Origin of the sequence: Yersinia sp. Marseille-Q3913 (assembly GCF_963892745.1) — a bacterium.
GTDB classification, from domain to species: domain Bacteria; phylum Pseudomonadota; class Gammaproteobacteria; order Enterobacterales; family Enterobacteriaceae; genus Yersinia; species Yersinia bercovieri.
This window is the reverse complement of sequence record NZ_CAWQAF010000009.1, coordinates 1-15,042: the sequence shown is the minus strand read 5'-3', so window position 1 is coordinate 15,042 and position 15,042 is coordinate 1. Positions and strand designations below refer to the sequence as shown.

The following is a 15,042-nucleotide window of genomic DNA, read 5'->3' as shown; positions in this document are numbered from 1 at the left end:
TTCTTAAAAGCTCATCGGTATATGAACTAATTTGTTAGTTTTAAGCAATGAAATACCCTGTTCGCCAATAAAAATCACTTTATAACCATTTGCCAGCACGGTTCCTTGCTGTAAACGTAAGCCGTTTGCCAACTGCACAAAACCTGAATGGTGATTCCCGCCATAACTGACAATCCCCGCAGGGAGTAGCTGCTCGGTTTGATCTGAAATGGGGATATTCTGATAGCTCACCGTAAGGTAATCCGGTTGCTGTTGAGCCAAGGTTGCCAGCATTCCCATCAATTGCTGCTGTTGATCAGGCGACAATACTCCACTGATGATCACCTCCTTATTACTTTGCATCATGCTGAGATAACCTAACAGTCCTTGCTCCCTTAAGCGTTCAACTAATTGCGAAATTTGTCCATCGTGAGTATTAACAACTTTCCAGCTTTTTAATCCTGCAACACTGGCCAGCGCTTTCTGGACTTCTAGCCATTGCCCCCCCATTTCAATCGCGCCATAGAGAATAATATTGCCAGGCTCCCCTCCTATTTTAACGTCAATATCTTGGTAGCCGTACTGATGTAATACATCGTTGATACTGGTGATTAAGTGGTCATCACAAACTAACTGATTCTGAAAAACAATATGATTTAACACCAAGAAATTCTGCAAATTAATAATCGCGGGAGAAGATGTACAGTAGCCACTCAATATCAGGCTACCATCCGATAGCCAACTTCCTTTTACTCCCTGTAAAACAGGTTTTTTCAGCTGTTCAGAGAGTCGTGTCGGCATATCGGGGGGAAAATAAGCCTGCAAGGCTTTAGGTTGCTGCATAGCCCAAAATATCAATATGAATAGTAGTGACAATAGGATCAATGTCACCACCGATAACCATAGCAATAAGCGCGAACCGGCCCGAGACGTAATTTTAACACCACATAAGACGTCATTTTCCTCGCCGAGAACTAATATCAATCCGGAGGTTTCAATCGCCTGTTTTAGCGGGAGTGCCTGCTGCAAATCATGTCGTAAACCATTAACCCACACCTCGCCAGCGACCTGCATCATTATTTGGTGTTCGCTGATGACCAACGTCAATATTTCTCCCTGAGGTAGGGGCAATAGTACATCACAGTCCTGTTCACCCAGTGTAAATTCCCCCTCAGGGAGTCTCAGTTCACGCCCCTTAAGTTCACCGCTTAACAGACGGAGTTTATAGCTTACGGTCATGTAACTCCCCCGTGTTAACTGGCACCGCTTTAATCAAAAATAACCTAACAACGCTGTGAGATTGCTTATCCGTACTGCGGAACAATCCGCCTAATAACGGGATATCACCCAACAAAGGGATCTTATTTTGCGATTCAATTTGCTTGTCTTGAATAAAGCCACCCAAGAGTAAACTTTGCCCGACACGTAACGTGGCCTGGGTCGAGATATCTGAGTTTTGTATTTCTGGTAACGGCTCACTGCTGCTGATCGGTGCCTGTTGTTGCCCATCCTGAATATTCAGGTTGAGTAGCACCTCTTTTTCACCGTCTGCATCGATCATTCTCGGCGTTACCCGCAATAATGATCCCGATGTAATTGATTCAAGCTTGGCGACTTTGTCACCTTGCAGCTTGGTATAAAAGGTGACGTTTTTATCTAAAACCGCTTGAATATTATTCAGGGTCACCACTGAAGGCTGTGATAAAACTCTGGCGCGGGAGTTTTTTTGTAAGGCATTCAGCCGCACCATAAAGTTACTGGTATCACCAATAACAGTAGAGAATCCATCAGCACTATTTTTGCCTGTGCCACTACTCCCCGCGCCACTATTAAGTGAAATTCCCGCCCCACCAATAGACGTAGACGCTGACCAATCGATACCTAGTTGGCTGATATCCCCAGCATCAACATCAATAATGGTCACTGAGATCTCTATTTGAATTGGCCGCTGATCCAACTGTGCAATCAAACTGCGGTAGATCGGCATATTAACCTGACGATCTCGAATAATGATGGCATTTTGCCGAGGATCTGCCGAGAAGAGTGGCGTACTGGTCGGCGTATTTTCTTGTCCTTTTCCACCTACCAGCGGCAAATTATTGCCCATCGTCATTTCCCGTAACACACTAACCAAACCCGGTAATTTAACTTGTTGATCACGATACTGATAATTTGAATCCGCCGCAGAGGCATATTTTAATTGGAAGACGGACACCGTTTCTTTATTTTCATTTTGGCTACGAATTTGTGCAGAAAGCATTTTGCTCAATGTGGTCACGCGCTCAATACAGATAGGAACCCCCGTCACTTCAATGGCGCCAAGGCGAGAGACGGCTTTGACAACACAATTTTTAGCCACCGGAACACCACTGCTTTGTAGATACTTCATGAGCGTGGTGGTCGATAACCCATCGGGCGATATAAATTCCCGTCGAATGGACTGGGCTTTGTAAAAGTAGAGAATGTCCCCGTCGTAGTACCAAATTATGTTATACAACCCGGCAAGCTCAGACAGTATTTCCTCTGGAGTTTTATCACGGATTTTCCCACTAAAGTGTTCACTTATTTCCTGGCTCACCACCACTGGAATACCATAATTTATCCCTAAATCTTTTAGCAGGTCAGAAACGGCAATACCCCGGCTATAAATAAAGAAAGGCTCACCTTGCCAAGGGATCTCTTGTCCATTGGCCAGTGACGCGAACAGAAGTAATATTGAACCTGCTACTCCTTTCATAAATTCACCCTCATATTTTTCTTATCGGCTTCAGTGGAACGTCTATTTTGGGTGAGTTAACTTTGGTGACCAAAGAGTTAAGATGCTGAATAATTGAATGAATTTGTTCTAACTTTATCGATAGTGCCTGATGCTTCTCATCAAGGGTGCCGCGTTCATCGACAGTATATCGACCCCATAGCCACCAATAACCATCACTAAGCTGCAAGGCAAAGTCTTGCAACTCCTCAAGAGACGCCAACATAAGGGCGATATATCGAATAATCGCATCAGATATCATTTTTCTGTCTATAAAGAAAACACCAATACAAATTGAGTGATTATAGTCCATTGCCTTAGATGGAATGTCTCGTAAGGTAAAGTGAATAATATTAATATCTGATAAGTCGATATCATTAATTAAAGGCTGCATTTTCAAAATTTCCAGCATCGACAATAACTCCTGCATTACTACAGTTCTATTATCCGTTGTATATCACTATTCGCCACAAGGCGAAAACCTGAATTTATTTTTTTATAATTAAATGAATCTATAACGAGTAATGATGAATTCAGTGTAATTCTTGATATCAAATTTTGACTGTGGCGTACTAAAAAAAACAGTTAGGTGACTTTATGGACAATTCATCATCATGGACAATTCATCATCACTAGTCACTCGATTGACACTCATACTGGGCATCACATTAATGGCCATTTGGTTAATCTCGATTTCGGCTACGGCATTTTTCTCATATGAGGATACACGTCAGCGGCTAGTGAATGAATTAACACATATGGCGTCATTACGTGCAGATTTAAGCAATTACCAATTTGAAGGGGCCGAACGTGATGCGGCGTCGTTAATCCAGCACCAGACAAGTTATCAGTCGATCTGGCGGCTCCCGATTTCTCACTTAGAAAGTGATGCAGATAACAGTGTCCCTTTTAGCTCAGGGAACTGTAGTGTCATCCAATCCAGGCATAATCTCCCCATCACTCAAGCTTACGGCAATTCCGGTCAAACCTATTATCTCGACAGTTTTACCATTAATCGTAAAGACGGAATCACTCTATTCCGACCACAGTCAGTATCCAATGATTATTTGAGTCAGCGACGGAAAGAATTGCTTCTACTGCCAATATTTCCGAGTCACGACAATATTTTCTGGGGTATGCCGACTTATTCTGCGCAAAATGGCTGGCATGTTTCTGTTGCCGCATGTGATCAAAAAGGCTCCTTAGCCGGTTTTTCATTAAAACTAAATGAATTATTTACTGATAATCAACCAATAGGACAGCGGGACATTAATATGTGGCTGGATAAAAATGGCGAGTTATTACCAATATCCCAACAGAATATACCGTTAAGTCAATTGCATGATATTGTTCGTCAGCTAAAAAATAGTCAGTTACATGATGGCTGGCAACAGACGTCAGATTATTTGGTCTTGAGAACTCAGTTAAAAGGCCCTGGTTGGCAGCAATTAGTGATATATCCCAGAGTTGGTTTTGCCTGGGAAGCGGCCAAGCCCGCCTTACATCAACTGCCATTTGCCTTCGCTATTTTGCTGTTACTCACGTTAGTGCTTTCATTATTGCTGCGTTATTACCTGGCAATCCCCCTTTGGAACTTCGTTAATATTATGGCTGCCACGGGTCCAAAAACCATGGAACCGCGTTTGCCCGTTAAGCGCATGGATGAGTTAGGTAAAATTGCTTGTGCTTACAATAAGTTACTAGATGCATTGAATGAGCAATACGACACTCTGGAAATGAAAGTCAAGAAACGCACACTGGCGCTGGCAAAATCAAAACAGGCTGCCGAGCAAGCTAATCGCCGCAAGCGCGTGCATCTGACCACCATTAGCCATGAAATTCGTACCCCCTTAAATGGGGCTTTAGGCGCGGTTGAATTATTGCAAAATACTACGTTAACCATTGAACAATATCGGTTGGCGGAGACAGCTCGCCAGTGTTCACAATCACTACTGGCAATAATCAATAATCTCTTGGATTTCTCTCGCATTGAGTCGGGCCAAATGACCTTGTCTCAGGAGAAAACTGCGCTATTACCTCTATTGGATCAAGCCATGCTAACGGTTCATAGCCAAGTCTTGAGTCAATCACTAATTCTCTCTACCTATGTCAGCTCAGACGTTCCTTTATCACTTGAATTAGACAGCCAACGATTAAAACAGATTCTGATTAATTTATTGGGTAATGCCGTTAAATTTACTCAACAGGGTCATATTAGTCTTAATATCGAACGCCAAGATAAACATCTCTGTTTCACAGTTAAAGATACCGGTTGTGGCATTAATCCGCAGCATCAACAAGCGATATTCAGTCCTTTTGTCCAAACGTGTGACCATCGACATGGTACTGGTTTAGGGCTAACAATTGCAGATAATCTGGCAAGAATGATGGGTGGAAAGATTACGTTGCTCAGTCAATTAGGTCAGGGTAGCTGTTTCACATTAAGCTTGCCGTATCAAGGGATAGTCCTAGCCAAGCCTTTTAAAGGCGAATTATGCGCACCACCGTCATTACACCCGCAATTATCTGCCTGGGGTATTCTCTGCTTACCCGAAAATAATGAGTCTTTACTCTCGTCGTCGGGGCCATTTACCGATAAAGAGCTGAACTATCTACCAGGCCGCTTATATACCAAAGTAGAAAAGTACCTGAGCAATAATAATTCTCCCGAATTATCTGCGCATGAGATACAGCAAAACATTCCACTTCAACCTTGGCATATGTCTATATTGTTGGTCGATGATGCAGAAACGAATCGTGATATTACCGGTATGATGCTGCGGCAGTTGGGGCACCAAGTCACATTGGCCGAGAGTGGCGAAGTGGCACTGCATCTTGGCCAAACTCAACGTTTTGATCTGGTATTAATGGATATTCGTATGCCGGGTATGGATGGACTAACAACCACCCGCTGTTGGCGTGAGGATATGATTAATCGTGATAATCGCTGCATGATAACGGCACTGAGTGCCAATACTAACCCTGACGAAAAAATAAAGGCCTATCAAGCGGGGATGAATCACTATCTCTCTAAACCCATCACTTTTTGCCAATTGGCAGAAGTGCTCGATTTGGCAGCACAATTTCAGCTTGAGCGCGATATCAGTCTCTCTCCCCATATCTCAATCCCCAGACCGCTATTAAATGTGGATGATGACTTACTTCGTCTGAAATTATCTCAGTCTCTAAAAGTGCTAGTGCAGCAGGCAAGCGAATCACTCACTCATATTCCCAGCCTATCGCACATCATCCACACGCTAAAAGGCTGTGCCGGTCAAGCGGGGCTTATTGAATTACAAGACGCAGCCATTCAACTGGAAATAGCCATTGAGGCCCAGAACACCATTACACAGCAAGATATCACTCGCCTTGACGAGATGATTCATTCGCTATTTTGAAATGAGAGTTCCTGCAACTCCATTTTAATCATCAGGTAAAAGGAAGGACTTTATGAAAACGAAATTACTGATCGTTGATGATCATGAACTGATTATTAATGGGATTAAAAATATGCTCACGCCTTATCCGCGCTATCATATTGTCGGCCAGGCGGAAAATGGGCTAGACGTCTATAATTTATGTCGTCAGACCGAGCCAGATATGGCAATTATTGATTTAGGTCTGCCCGGTATGGATGGTCTTGACGTGATTATCCAGCTTCTTCGCCGCTGGCCAACCATGAAGATTTTGGCATTAACGGCACGTCATGAGGAGCATTACGCCAGCAGAACATTAAGCAGTGGAGCGTTAGGTTATGTTTTAAAGAAAAGCCCGCAGCAGATTCTAATGGCCGCGATTCAAACCGTGTCGGCTGGTAAGCGCTATATTGATCCTGCGCTAAATAGCACGTTGGTAAATAAGCTGTCGCAAGATACCGAGAACAACCAACCCATTCTCACGCCACGAGAACGGCAAATTCTAAAACTGATTACCGAAGGTGCCTGTAACCGTATTATTGCAGACCGACTTTCTATCAGCCAAAAAACAGTTGAGACTCATCGGCTTAATATGATGAAAAAACTGGATGTGCACAAAGTGGCCGAACTTATTCATTGGTCATATCGCTTAGGATTAAATGCATAGTCACAGCAACTTAACTTGCGCAGTAGGATGATAAACAGTAATCAAAAGCCCCCTATCAGTATTACTCTGATAGGGGGTTTCATTGCCGAGCAGTATCGTGCGAATCTTAATGAATCAATGTTTCGCTAACTGATGCGCGCCTGATATTAGTCTTGGCTAACAGGTGTCTGCTTCGGAGCAAACAGCGCTTTTTCATATGCCTTGGCTTTCTTATGGTCAAACTGGTGTTCCCACTTAGCAATAACCAGTACCGCTAGCGCATTACCCACCACGTTCAGCGCCGTTCGAGCCATATCCAAAATACGGTCCACACCGGCAATAAAGGCCAAACCTTCCAATGGGATCCCCACGCTGCCTAATGTTGCCAGTAAGACAACGAAAGATACGCCAGGAACACCGGCAATGCCTTTTGACGTCACCATTAAGGTCAGTACCAAAATAATTTCTTGTCCGATGGAGAGTTCAATACCGTATAGCTGGGCAATAAAGATGGCCGCAATACTTTGGTATAGCGTAGAGCCATCGAGATTAAATGAATAGCCTGTCGGCACCACAAAACTGGTGATGGATTTAGGTGCGCCATAGGCTTCCATTTTCTCAATAATTCGCGGCAACACGGTTTCAGAGCTGGCGGTAGAATAGGCTAGAATCAGTTCATCTTTAAGAATTCGAATTAAGGTCCAAATACGCAATTTACACAATCTTGCTACGGTGCCCAGCACCACTAAAGCAAAGAAGAGAATGGCGGCGTAAACCAGAATAACCAATTTGGCGAGAGGAATGAGTGAGGCAAAACCAAAATTGGCCACAGTCACCGAGATCAAACCAAACACCCCGATAGGCGCATAACGCATTATCATGTGTGTGACTTTGAACATGCTTTCTGAAACAGCTTTGAACACATTCAACAGTGGTTCTTTGGTTTCTTTTGGCAGTGAAGATAGCCCTAAACCAAACAACACTGAAAAGAAAATAATCGGCAACATATCGCCTTTTGCCATGGAAGCAAAGACGTTCGCTGGGATCAGCGACAAAATAGTGCTTACCAGACTGTGACTACCACTTTGTACTTGTTCGGTGGTTTTTTCATACTGGGAGATATCCACCACGGTCAGTGCCGACATATCAATGCCATGCCCCGGCTGGAATACATTCGCTAAGGTGATCCCGACAATAATAGCGACGGTCGTAATAACTTCAAAATAGATGATGGTTTTCAGGCCAATGCGCCCGAGTTTCTTCGCATCACCCACACCAGCAATCCCTACGATCAGGGTTGAAATAACAATGGGCACAACAATCATTTTAATTAAGCGGATAAATATATCGCCCGCCGGACTTAAAACGTTACTAACTAACCACTCTCTGGACTCAATTTGATTATGCAGAATCGCACCAACCAAAATACCTAATACCAGCGCAATGAGTATTTGCCAGGCCAGACCTATTTTTACACTTTTCATACCCTAAAAATCCCTCAAAGAATGCCATGAAATGCAAGTTACCAAGCATTTCAAATGGAATACTTAATCATTAAATACGGGGCTATAGTTGATGGAGCTTATGGTACGGCCTCCCGCCAGCCGTCCACGTTATAAATCAGTATCATTTTTGGGCACGCTTCTGCAAGCCTTGTTTACACAAAGCCGACATCGCGTCGAGATATAATATCAGCCCAAAAAACGGTCAATATGCAGTAAACAATTGTTATTAAAAAAGTAAAATAGCTTGATAGCAAATAATAGCTTGGTGCGTCAGTATAAAAAACAAACTAAATTAAATAACAAGAAAAATCCTATTTATGTTTTATTTTTTGACGCGTTATGTTTCTTTAATGTTAAATTCAACTATCACAAGTCTCCGCTTATTTTAGATATTCTACAACTAGAATCATAATTTTTTAAAGCATAGACTGAAATTGACCCAAAATAGGGAAATATAGAAATGCATAATTATTCTATTCGATTTTTTATTTCCATATCTATATTTCTCTCTGGAATATATATCTCACTTTAATTACCATCCGATATTAAAATAGTATGACTCAGCTATTGTAAATTTAATTCCTGTTTTTTGGTTAACCAGTTGCATTGAATTGCATTAATCACGCTACGTTAATGCCCTAGATGATACATGCGCTTAAATATCTCCCTTTCACAGCAAAAATGAGCTGATTAGCACATTTCTTTCCTTTATAGCATGGCCTCAAATTCCTTCTCCTACCATTAAGATATCGATTCACCACGCAGCACGTTAAGTAAGTCTCTAAATCAACATCCTTTATGCGTGATCTGTCGCCCAAAAAAGAAACAAAACGTTCCTTCGCACTATAATTAACCTTTGATTGACATATTATTAACAATCTCAAGGAGAACTATTATGAGCCAAATACATAAGCACCCTATTCCAACTGCAATTGCAGCGCATGCCCTGATAAACCCAGAACAATATCATCAATACTATCAACAATCGGTGCAGAACCCGGATCAATTCTGGGGTGAACATGGCAAGATTATTGATTGGATTAAGCCGTATACCACCGTTAAAAATACCTCCTTTGATCCCGGCCATGTGAGCATCCGCTGGTTCGAAGATGGTACGCTGAATCTTGCCGCCAACTGCCTTGACCGCCATTTGGCTGAACGTGGTGATCAAACCGCGATTATCTGGGAAGGTGATGATCCTAACCAGTCAAAAACCGTCACTTATAAGCAACTTCACCATGATGTCTGCCAGTTTGCCAATGTGCTGAAAAAACTGGGTATCAAAAAAGGTGATGTGGTGGCTATCTATATGCCGATGGTGCCAGAAGCCGCTGTTGCCATGCTGGCTTGCGCACGTATTGGCGCGGTTCACTCTGTTATTTTTGGTGGATTCTCACCAGATGCCGTTGCTGGCCGCATCATCGACTCTAACTCAAAATTGGTGATTACTGCCGACGAGGGCATCCGTGCTGGTCGCGCTATTCCACTGAAAAAAAATGTCGACGAAGCACTGAAAAACCCAGGCATCACCAGTATCAAAAATGTGGTCGTATTCCAGCGCACCGGTAATGCCAGTTATTGGCAAGATGGGCGGGATTTGTGGTGGCATGATCTGATTAACGAAGCCTCCGCTGACTGCCCTGCGGAAGAGATGGGTGCAGAAGACCCGCTGTTTATCCTTTATACCTCCGGCTCCACGGGTAAACCGAAAGGGGTATTACATACCACTGGCGGCTATCTGGTTTATGCCGCGCTAACCTTTAAGTATGTTTTCGATTACCACCCCGGCGATATCTACTGGTGTACCGCCGACGTCGGCTGGGTGACTGGCCACAGTTATCTGCTCTACGGCCCACTGGCTTGCGGCGCAATTACACTGATGTTTGAAGGTGTGCCGAACTATCCGGGCGTCAATCGATTGGGCCAGGTTATCGATAAACATCAGGTTAATATTCTGTATACCGCCCCAACCGCGATCCGCGCCCTAATGGCCGAGGGTGATAAGGCCATCGAAGGGACTAAGCGCGATTCACTGCGCATCATGGGCTCGGTAGGTGAACCCATCAACCCAGAAGCTTGGGAGTGGTACTACAACAAGATTGGTAATAGCAAATGTCCGATTGTCGACACCTGGTGGCAGACGGAAACCGGCGGCTTCATGATAACCCCGCTGCCGGGGGCGACTGAGTTGAAAGCAGGTTCCGCAACTCGCCCATTCTTTGGCGTACAACCCGCGATCGTCGACAATCTGGGCAATCCGCTGGAAGGTTCGGCAGAAGGCAATCTGGTCATCACGGATTCTTGGCCGGGTCAGGCCAGAACACTGTTTGGCGATCATGATCGTTTCGAACAAACCTACTTTTCCACCTTTAAGGGCATGTATTTCAGTGGTGATGGTGCCCGCCGTGACGAAGATGGCTACTACTGGATAACTGGCCGAGTCGATGATGTGTTGAACGTTTCAGGCCACCGCTTAGGCACTGCCGAGATTGAATCAGCCTTAGTCTCTCACCCAAAAATTGCCGAAGCAGCGGTTGTTGGGGTTCCGCACAACATTAAAGGGCAAGCTATCTACGCCTACATCACATTGAATCACGGTGAAGAGCCAACACCAGAGCTCTATACCGAGGTTCGTAACTGGGTGCGCAAAGAGATCGGCCCGATCGCCACACCGGATATTCTGCACTGGACGGATTCGCTGCCAAAAACCCGCTCAGGCAAAATCATGCGCCGAATTCTGCGTAAGATTGCGGCGGGGGACACCAGCAACTTAGGGGATACCTCTACGCTGGCCGATCCGGGTGTTGTGGACAAATTACTGGAAGAAAAACAATCAATGCAAACACCGTCGTAAATTGTGTCGCCTGCGGGCGGCAACCTTAATTAATGCCTCAAAGGAGAAACTCTGATGAATGACAGCATTTATCAAGAGATTGAAAATAACCCGCGTTTCAAAGAGTTGGTGCAAAAGCGTGGTCGCTTTGCCTGGCTACTGTCGCTAATTACTTTGGCGCTGTATGTCGGCTTTATTTTCCTTATTGCTTTCGAACCACAATGGCTCGGCACCCCGCTCTACGCCGGTTCCAGCATTACTCGCGGCATTCCCGTTGGTGTGGGGCTGATTGTTATTTCTTTTGTTCTTACCGGTATTTACGTAATTCGTGCTAATGGCGAGTTTGACCGTCTGACGGCAGAAATTCTTCGCGAGGTGAAGCAATGAAGATCCGCCATTGGTCTGCACTTTCCTTACTGGCTCTGCCTGCGCTGTCACAGGCAGATGCAATAACTGGCGAAGTTCATCGCCAACCGCTGAACATCCAGGCGATCGTGATGTTCCTTCTGTTTGTCGGCGCAACACTGTATATCACCTACTGGGCGTCAAAACGGACCCGCTCCCGACAGGACTATTACACCGCAGGTGGGCGGATTACCGGCTTTCAAAATGGCCTGGCGATCGCCGGTGATTTTATGTCGGCAGCATCCTTCCTCGGCATTTCTGCACTGGTTTATACCTCCGGCTACGATGGTTTGATTTACTCCATCGGGTTCTTAATCGGCTGGCCGATCATTCTGTTTTTAATCGCGGAACGTCTGCGTAATCTGGGGCGCTATACCTTTGCCGATGTTGCTTCCTATCGATTGAAGCAAAAACCCATTCGAACTTTATCCGCCTGTGGTTCATTAGTGGTAGTTGCCCTGTATCTGATCGCCCAAATGGTGGGTGCAGGTAAGTTGATTCAGCTGCTATTTGGCTTGAACTACCACGTCGCAGTGGTGCTGGTCGGTATCTTGATGGTGCTGTATGTGCTGTTTGGCGGCATGTTGGCAACCACATGGGTGCAGATTATTAAAGCGGTCATGTTGCTGGCCGGTGCATCATTTATGGCCCTAATGGTCATGAAATCAGTTAACTTTAACTTTAATACGCTATTTAGCGAGGCTGTCAAAGTTCACCCTAAAGGCTTGGCAATCATGAGCCCAGGCGGATTGGTCTCTGACCCAATATCAGCGCTATCGCTTGGTCTGGCATTGATGTTTGGTACTGCGGGTTTACCCCACATTCTGATGCGCTTCTTTACGGTAAGTGATGCGAAAGAGGCCCGTAAAAGTGTGTTCTACGCCACTGGCTTTATCGGCTACTTCTACATCTTGACCTTCATTATTGGGTTTGGCGCGATCCTATTAGTTGGCCCGAATCCCGCATTTAAAGATGCAGCAGGAGCATTGCTGGGTGGTAACAACATGGCGGCAGTCCATCTGGCTGATGCCGTTGGTGGTAGCTTCTTCTTAGGCTTTATCTCAGCAGTTGCCTTTGCAACCATTCTCGCCGTCGTCGCCGGACTGACATTAGCGGGTGCATCGGCGGTCTCCCATGACCTTTACGCGAGTGTGATTAAGAACGGTAAAGCAAATGAGCGCGATGAGCTGAAAGTCTCAAAAATCACGGTCGTGGTGTTAGGGTTCGTAGCTATTGGTTTGGGGATTCTGTTTGAAAAACAGAACATTGCCTTCATGGTAGGTTTGGCATTCTCCATTGCCGCCAGCTGTAACTTCCCTATTATTTTCATCTCTATGTATTGGGAAAAACTGACCACCCGTGGTGCCATGATTGGCGGCTGGTTGGGGCTATTGACTGCGGTTATTCTGATGATTTTAGGCCCCACCATCTGGGTAACGATTCTGGGACATGCAAAACCAATCTATCCGTATGAATACCCTGCACTGTTCTCAATGATAGTGGCGTTCGTCGGCATCTGGTTCTTCTCCATCACCGATACTTCAGAAGCAGGTCAGCAAGAGCGCCTGCTCTTCAAAGCTCAGTTTGTCCGCTCACAAACGGGCTTGGGCGCATCACAAAGTAGCTCTCACTGATAAAGTTTTATCGCGACAAGGCCCCTCGGGGCCTTTTTTTATGGTTTTAACCAACGATCTAACCACGGAAAAACCACGTCTTGCTGCTCTTGATAAAATACATGTCCGAGATCCGGCCAACTGCGAGTGACCAGCCGCGACTCCGCATTTTGCGAACACCAGATGGCATGCACTTTGCTGTAGGCCTGCTCGACTGCCGCTGACGGGAATAATTTATCTTTGCCACCATTAAAAAGTAGCATCGGCTTTGGCGCAGCTAAACTGGCAATATCAGGGAAATCCAACTTATTGGCGATACCGGGATGAAGCATGTAGAAAGCTGACTGCCCGCGCAGCACATTGTTGCTCGGCGTCATCAGACCTTGATAGTTGCCAAACCAGGATACAGCTGCGGTTGCGGCCACCTTATCTGACAGTGCCGCCAGTTGCCATGCACGGTATGCTCCCATAGAAAAACCGAGCGCCCCAATACGCTGGCGATCAACTGACGGGAGTGTCGCCAGAAAATCAACAGTCCGCATATCTTCATATGCCATATTGCCGGCTAATGAGCGGCCGAGGTTAAAGAAATTGCTGGCTAAAGCCTGCTGCTGTTCATAACTCATAGGGCCTCTATCACCCCAGCCAATAGCATCAATAGAGAGCACCACATAGCCACGTTTTGCCAACTCATCGCCGATAAACCTGCCGCTAAAGAATTTATCTGACCACGCCTGCGCCGAGGCCAGTTGTGCGCTATCCCCCCAAGGGCGGATCATTTTCTCTTTACCAATATCAAACTTAGAGCCGTGATCATGCAAAAGAACAATCGCCGGATGAGGGCCTTGCCGTTTAGGGGTTAATAGCAATCCCTGAACACGACTTTCGTCAGTGATGTTGAATACTATTTTTTCAGCGACATAACTCCCACGATCTTGCTGATCTATCTTCTCTGCGGCAAACGCAATTGTTGAGTCTGGGGTGAGCAATGCTTGTCGGAGGATTTTTTGTGTATCACTTTTCCATAGCGCGAAATCTGTATATTTCCCGGCGAGCCATGAGCTTTGGTATGTCATCTGTTTTTTTAACTGCGGGTAGAAGACAGGAAGATTATTTTCGGTAATGGCTTCTTTTTGATGTGTCACTGAACTTGCCTGCACAGCTGTAGCAGCAAGCAACGCTGATAGTGCGAGAGTGCGTACGAAGAGACCTGCATTCATTCAAACCTCACAATCAAAACATCGTTCCAATTTAAGATTGAATGATTTTAAAGAAATAAAGGTTATTTTCTGTGGTGGGGACGATAAAAATGGGAGAAAACTAAAAAAGGTTAATTCGGAGCAGATAATATTCGTCGAGCCTGTCCGTAATTCTGTGTAACTGCCATCGTATTAAAGGTGATCGCTCAGACGGTCACCGAACTCGATAATAAAACGGCTCATCGCCAGTCGCCAGTTCTGGATCGGCATACTCCATTTTTTTGACGCATCTTTGATCGCCAGATAAACAACTTTCCGTACCGAGTCGTCCGTCGGGAACACTTTGCGTTTCTTTATGGCCGCACGGATCACGCTGTTCAGCGATTCTATGGCATTCGTGGTGTAGATGGCCTTGCGGATATCCGGAGGGTAGCCGAAGAACGTATTCAGGTTTTCCCAGTGCGCACGCCAGCTTTTGCTGATTTGTGGATACTTGTCGTCCCACTCACTCGCAAACGCATCCAGCGCCATCAGCGCCGCCTCTTCGGTCGGGGCCTGATAAACCGCTTTCAGTCCGCTGGTGACGGCTTTGTAGTCCTTCCAGGACGCGTATTTCAGGCTGTTACGTACCATATGTGTTAAATATTGTGCAAAAGTAGACCAAGGGATCGGGGAATTATGGTGTAAAAGT

Annotated in this window: 11 protein-coding genes; 5 read left to right on the top strand and 6 right to left on the bottom strand. The window is 45.3% G+C overall.

What is annotated here, in order from left to right:
* Nucleotides 1-3 precede the first annotated feature (3 nt).
* From sctD to AACW11_RS04385, 3 genes are read right to left on the bottom strand one after another with little or no spacing between them, the layout of a single operon-like run.
* Nucleotides 4-1,218 carry a type III secretion system inner membrane ring subunit SctD gene (gene sctD, locus AACW11_RS04395; RefSeq protein ID WP_212586114.1) on the bottom strand — a complete coding sequence of 405 codons (1,215 nt, stop codon included), beginning with the start codon at nucleotides 1,216-1,218 and terminating at the stop codon, nucleotides 4-6.
* Nucleotides 1,202-2,716, bottom strand: coding sequence for an EscC/YscC/HrcC family type III secretion system outer membrane ring protein (locus tag AACW11_RS04390; protein WP_212586113.1), 1,515 nt, complete (start codon nucleotides 2,714-2,716; stop codon nucleotides 1,202-1,204). The genes sctD and AACW11_RS04390 overlap by 17 nt, the downstream gene beginning before the upstream one ends.
* Before the next feature lie 10 nt (nucleotides 2,717-2,726).
* The gene (locus AACW11_RS04385) at nucleotides 2,727-3,146 is read right to left on the bottom strand and encodes a hypothetical protein (protein ID WP_212586112.1); all 420 of its coding nucleotides are present in this window, start codon (nucleotides 3,144-3,146) and stop codon (nucleotides 2,727-2,729) included.
* A 202-nt stretch (nucleotides 3,147-3,348) separates the two neighbouring features.
* On the opposite strand from AACW11_RS04385, the gene AACW11_RS04380 reads away from it, so the two are divergent.
* Nucleotides 3,349-6,132: a two component system sensor kinase gene (locus AACW11_RS04380; protein ID WP_212586111.1), complete on the top strand. Its 2,784-nt coding sequence runs from the start codon at nucleotides 3,349-3,351 to the stop codon at nucleotides 6,130-6,132.
* A gap of 52 nt (nucleotides 6,133-6,184) precedes the next feature.
* Nucleotides 6,185-6,817 (top strand): two component system response regulator, encoded by a 633-nt coding sequence (locus AACW11_RS04375; protein WP_212586110.1) that lies wholly within the window; start codon nucleotides 6,185-6,187, stop codon nucleotides 6,815-6,817.
* Between the two features lie 146 nt (nucleotides 6,818-6,963).
* Here AACW11_RS04375 and gltP read toward each other — a convergent pair whose 3' ends face one another.
* Nucleotides 6,964-8,280, bottom strand: a complete 1,317-nt coding sequence (gene gltP, locus AACW11_RS04370; RefSeq protein WP_212586109.1) for a glutamate/aspartate:proton symporter GltP — start codon at nucleotides 8,278-8,280, stop codon at nucleotides 6,964-6,966.
* Between the two features lie 916 nt (nucleotides 8,281-9,196).
* Between gltP and acs the strand changes: the two genes are divergently transcribed.
* Genes acs through actP form a run of 3 tightly spaced genes read left to right on the top strand, consistent with a single transcriptional unit; the run spans nucleotide 9,197 to nucleotide 13,173 of the window.
* Nucleotides 9,197-11,155 (top strand): acetate--CoA ligase, encoded by a 1,959-nt coding sequence (gene acs / locus AACW11_RS04365; protein WP_212586108.1) that lies wholly within the window; start codon nucleotides 9,197-9,199, stop codon nucleotides 11,153-11,155.
* 54 nt (nucleotides 11,156-11,209) lie between these two features.
* The gene (locus tag AACW11_RS04360; RefSeq protein ID WP_004874055.1) at nucleotides 11,210-11,521 is read left to right on the top strand and encodes a DUF485 domain-containing protein; all 312 of its coding nucleotides are present in this window, start codon (nucleotides 11,210-11,212) and stop codon (nucleotides 11,519-11,521) included.
* Nucleotides 11,518-13,173: a cation/acetate symporter ActP gene (gene actP, locus AACW11_RS04355; RefSeq protein WP_212586107.1), complete on the top strand. Its 1,656-nt coding sequence runs from the start codon at nucleotides 11,518-11,520 to the stop codon at nucleotides 13,171-13,173. Before AACW11_RS04360 ends, actP begins: the two co-directional genes overlap by 4 nt.
* Before the next feature lie 38 nt (nucleotides 13,174-13,211).
* Here actP and AACW11_RS04350 read toward each other — a convergent pair whose 3' ends face one another.
* Together AACW11_RS04350 and AACW11_RS04345 are read right to left on the bottom strand one after the other, a co-directional pair.
* Nucleotides 13,212-14,372, bottom strand: a complete 1,161-nt coding sequence (locus tag AACW11_RS04350; RefSeq protein ID WP_283050449.1) for a dienelactone hydrolase family protein — start codon at nucleotides 14,370-14,372, stop codon at nucleotides 13,212-13,214.
* A 171-nt stretch (nucleotides 14,373-14,543) separates the two neighbouring features.
* Nucleotides 14,544-15,042, bottom strand: a 499-nt coding sequence (locus AACW11_RS04345; RefSeq protein ID WP_212586106.1) for a transposase, incomplete at its 5' end; no start/stop codon positions are given.

Excerpts from the sequence above, each read along its gene's own strand:
- acs (WP_212586108.1), top strand. The coding sequence starts at position 9,197 with ATGAGCCAAATACATAAGCACCCTATTCCAACTGCAATTGCAGCGCAT.
- AACW11_RS04380 (WP_212586111.1), top strand. The coding sequence starts at position 3,349 with ATGGACAATTCATCATCACTAGTCACTCGATTGACACTCATACTGGGC.
- AACW11_RS04390 (WP_212586113.1), bottom strand. The coding sequence starts at position 2,716 with ATGAAAGGAGTAGCAGGTTCAATATTACTTCTGTTCGCGTCACTGGCC.
- AACW11_RS04375 (WP_212586110.1), top strand. The coding sequence starts at position 6,185 with ATGAAAACGAAATTACTGATCGTTGATGATCATGAACTGATTATTAAT.
- AACW11_RS04360 (WP_004874055.1), top strand. The coding sequence starts at position 11,210 with ATGAATGACAGCATTTATCAAGAGATTGAAAATAACCCGCGTTTCAAA.
- AACW11_RS04350 (WP_283050449.1), bottom strand. The coding sequence starts at position 14,372 with ATGAATGCAGGTCTCTTCGTACGCACTCTCGCACTATCAGCGTTGCTT.
- actP (WP_212586107.1), top strand. The coding sequence starts at position 11,518 with ATGAAGATCCGCCATTGGTCTGCACTTTCCTTACTGGCTCTGCCTGCG.
- sctD (WP_212586114.1), bottom strand. The coding sequence starts at position 1,218 with ATGACCGTAAGCTATAAACTCCGTCTGTTAAGCGGTGAACTTAAGGGG.
- AACW11_RS04385 (WP_212586112.1), bottom strand. The coding sequence starts at position 3,146 with ATGCTGGAAATTTTGAAAATGCAGCCTTTAATTAATGATATCGACTTA.
- gltP (WP_212586109.1), bottom strand. The coding sequence starts at position 8,280 with ATGAAAAGTGTAAAAATAGGTCTGGCCTGGCAAATACTCATTGCGCTG.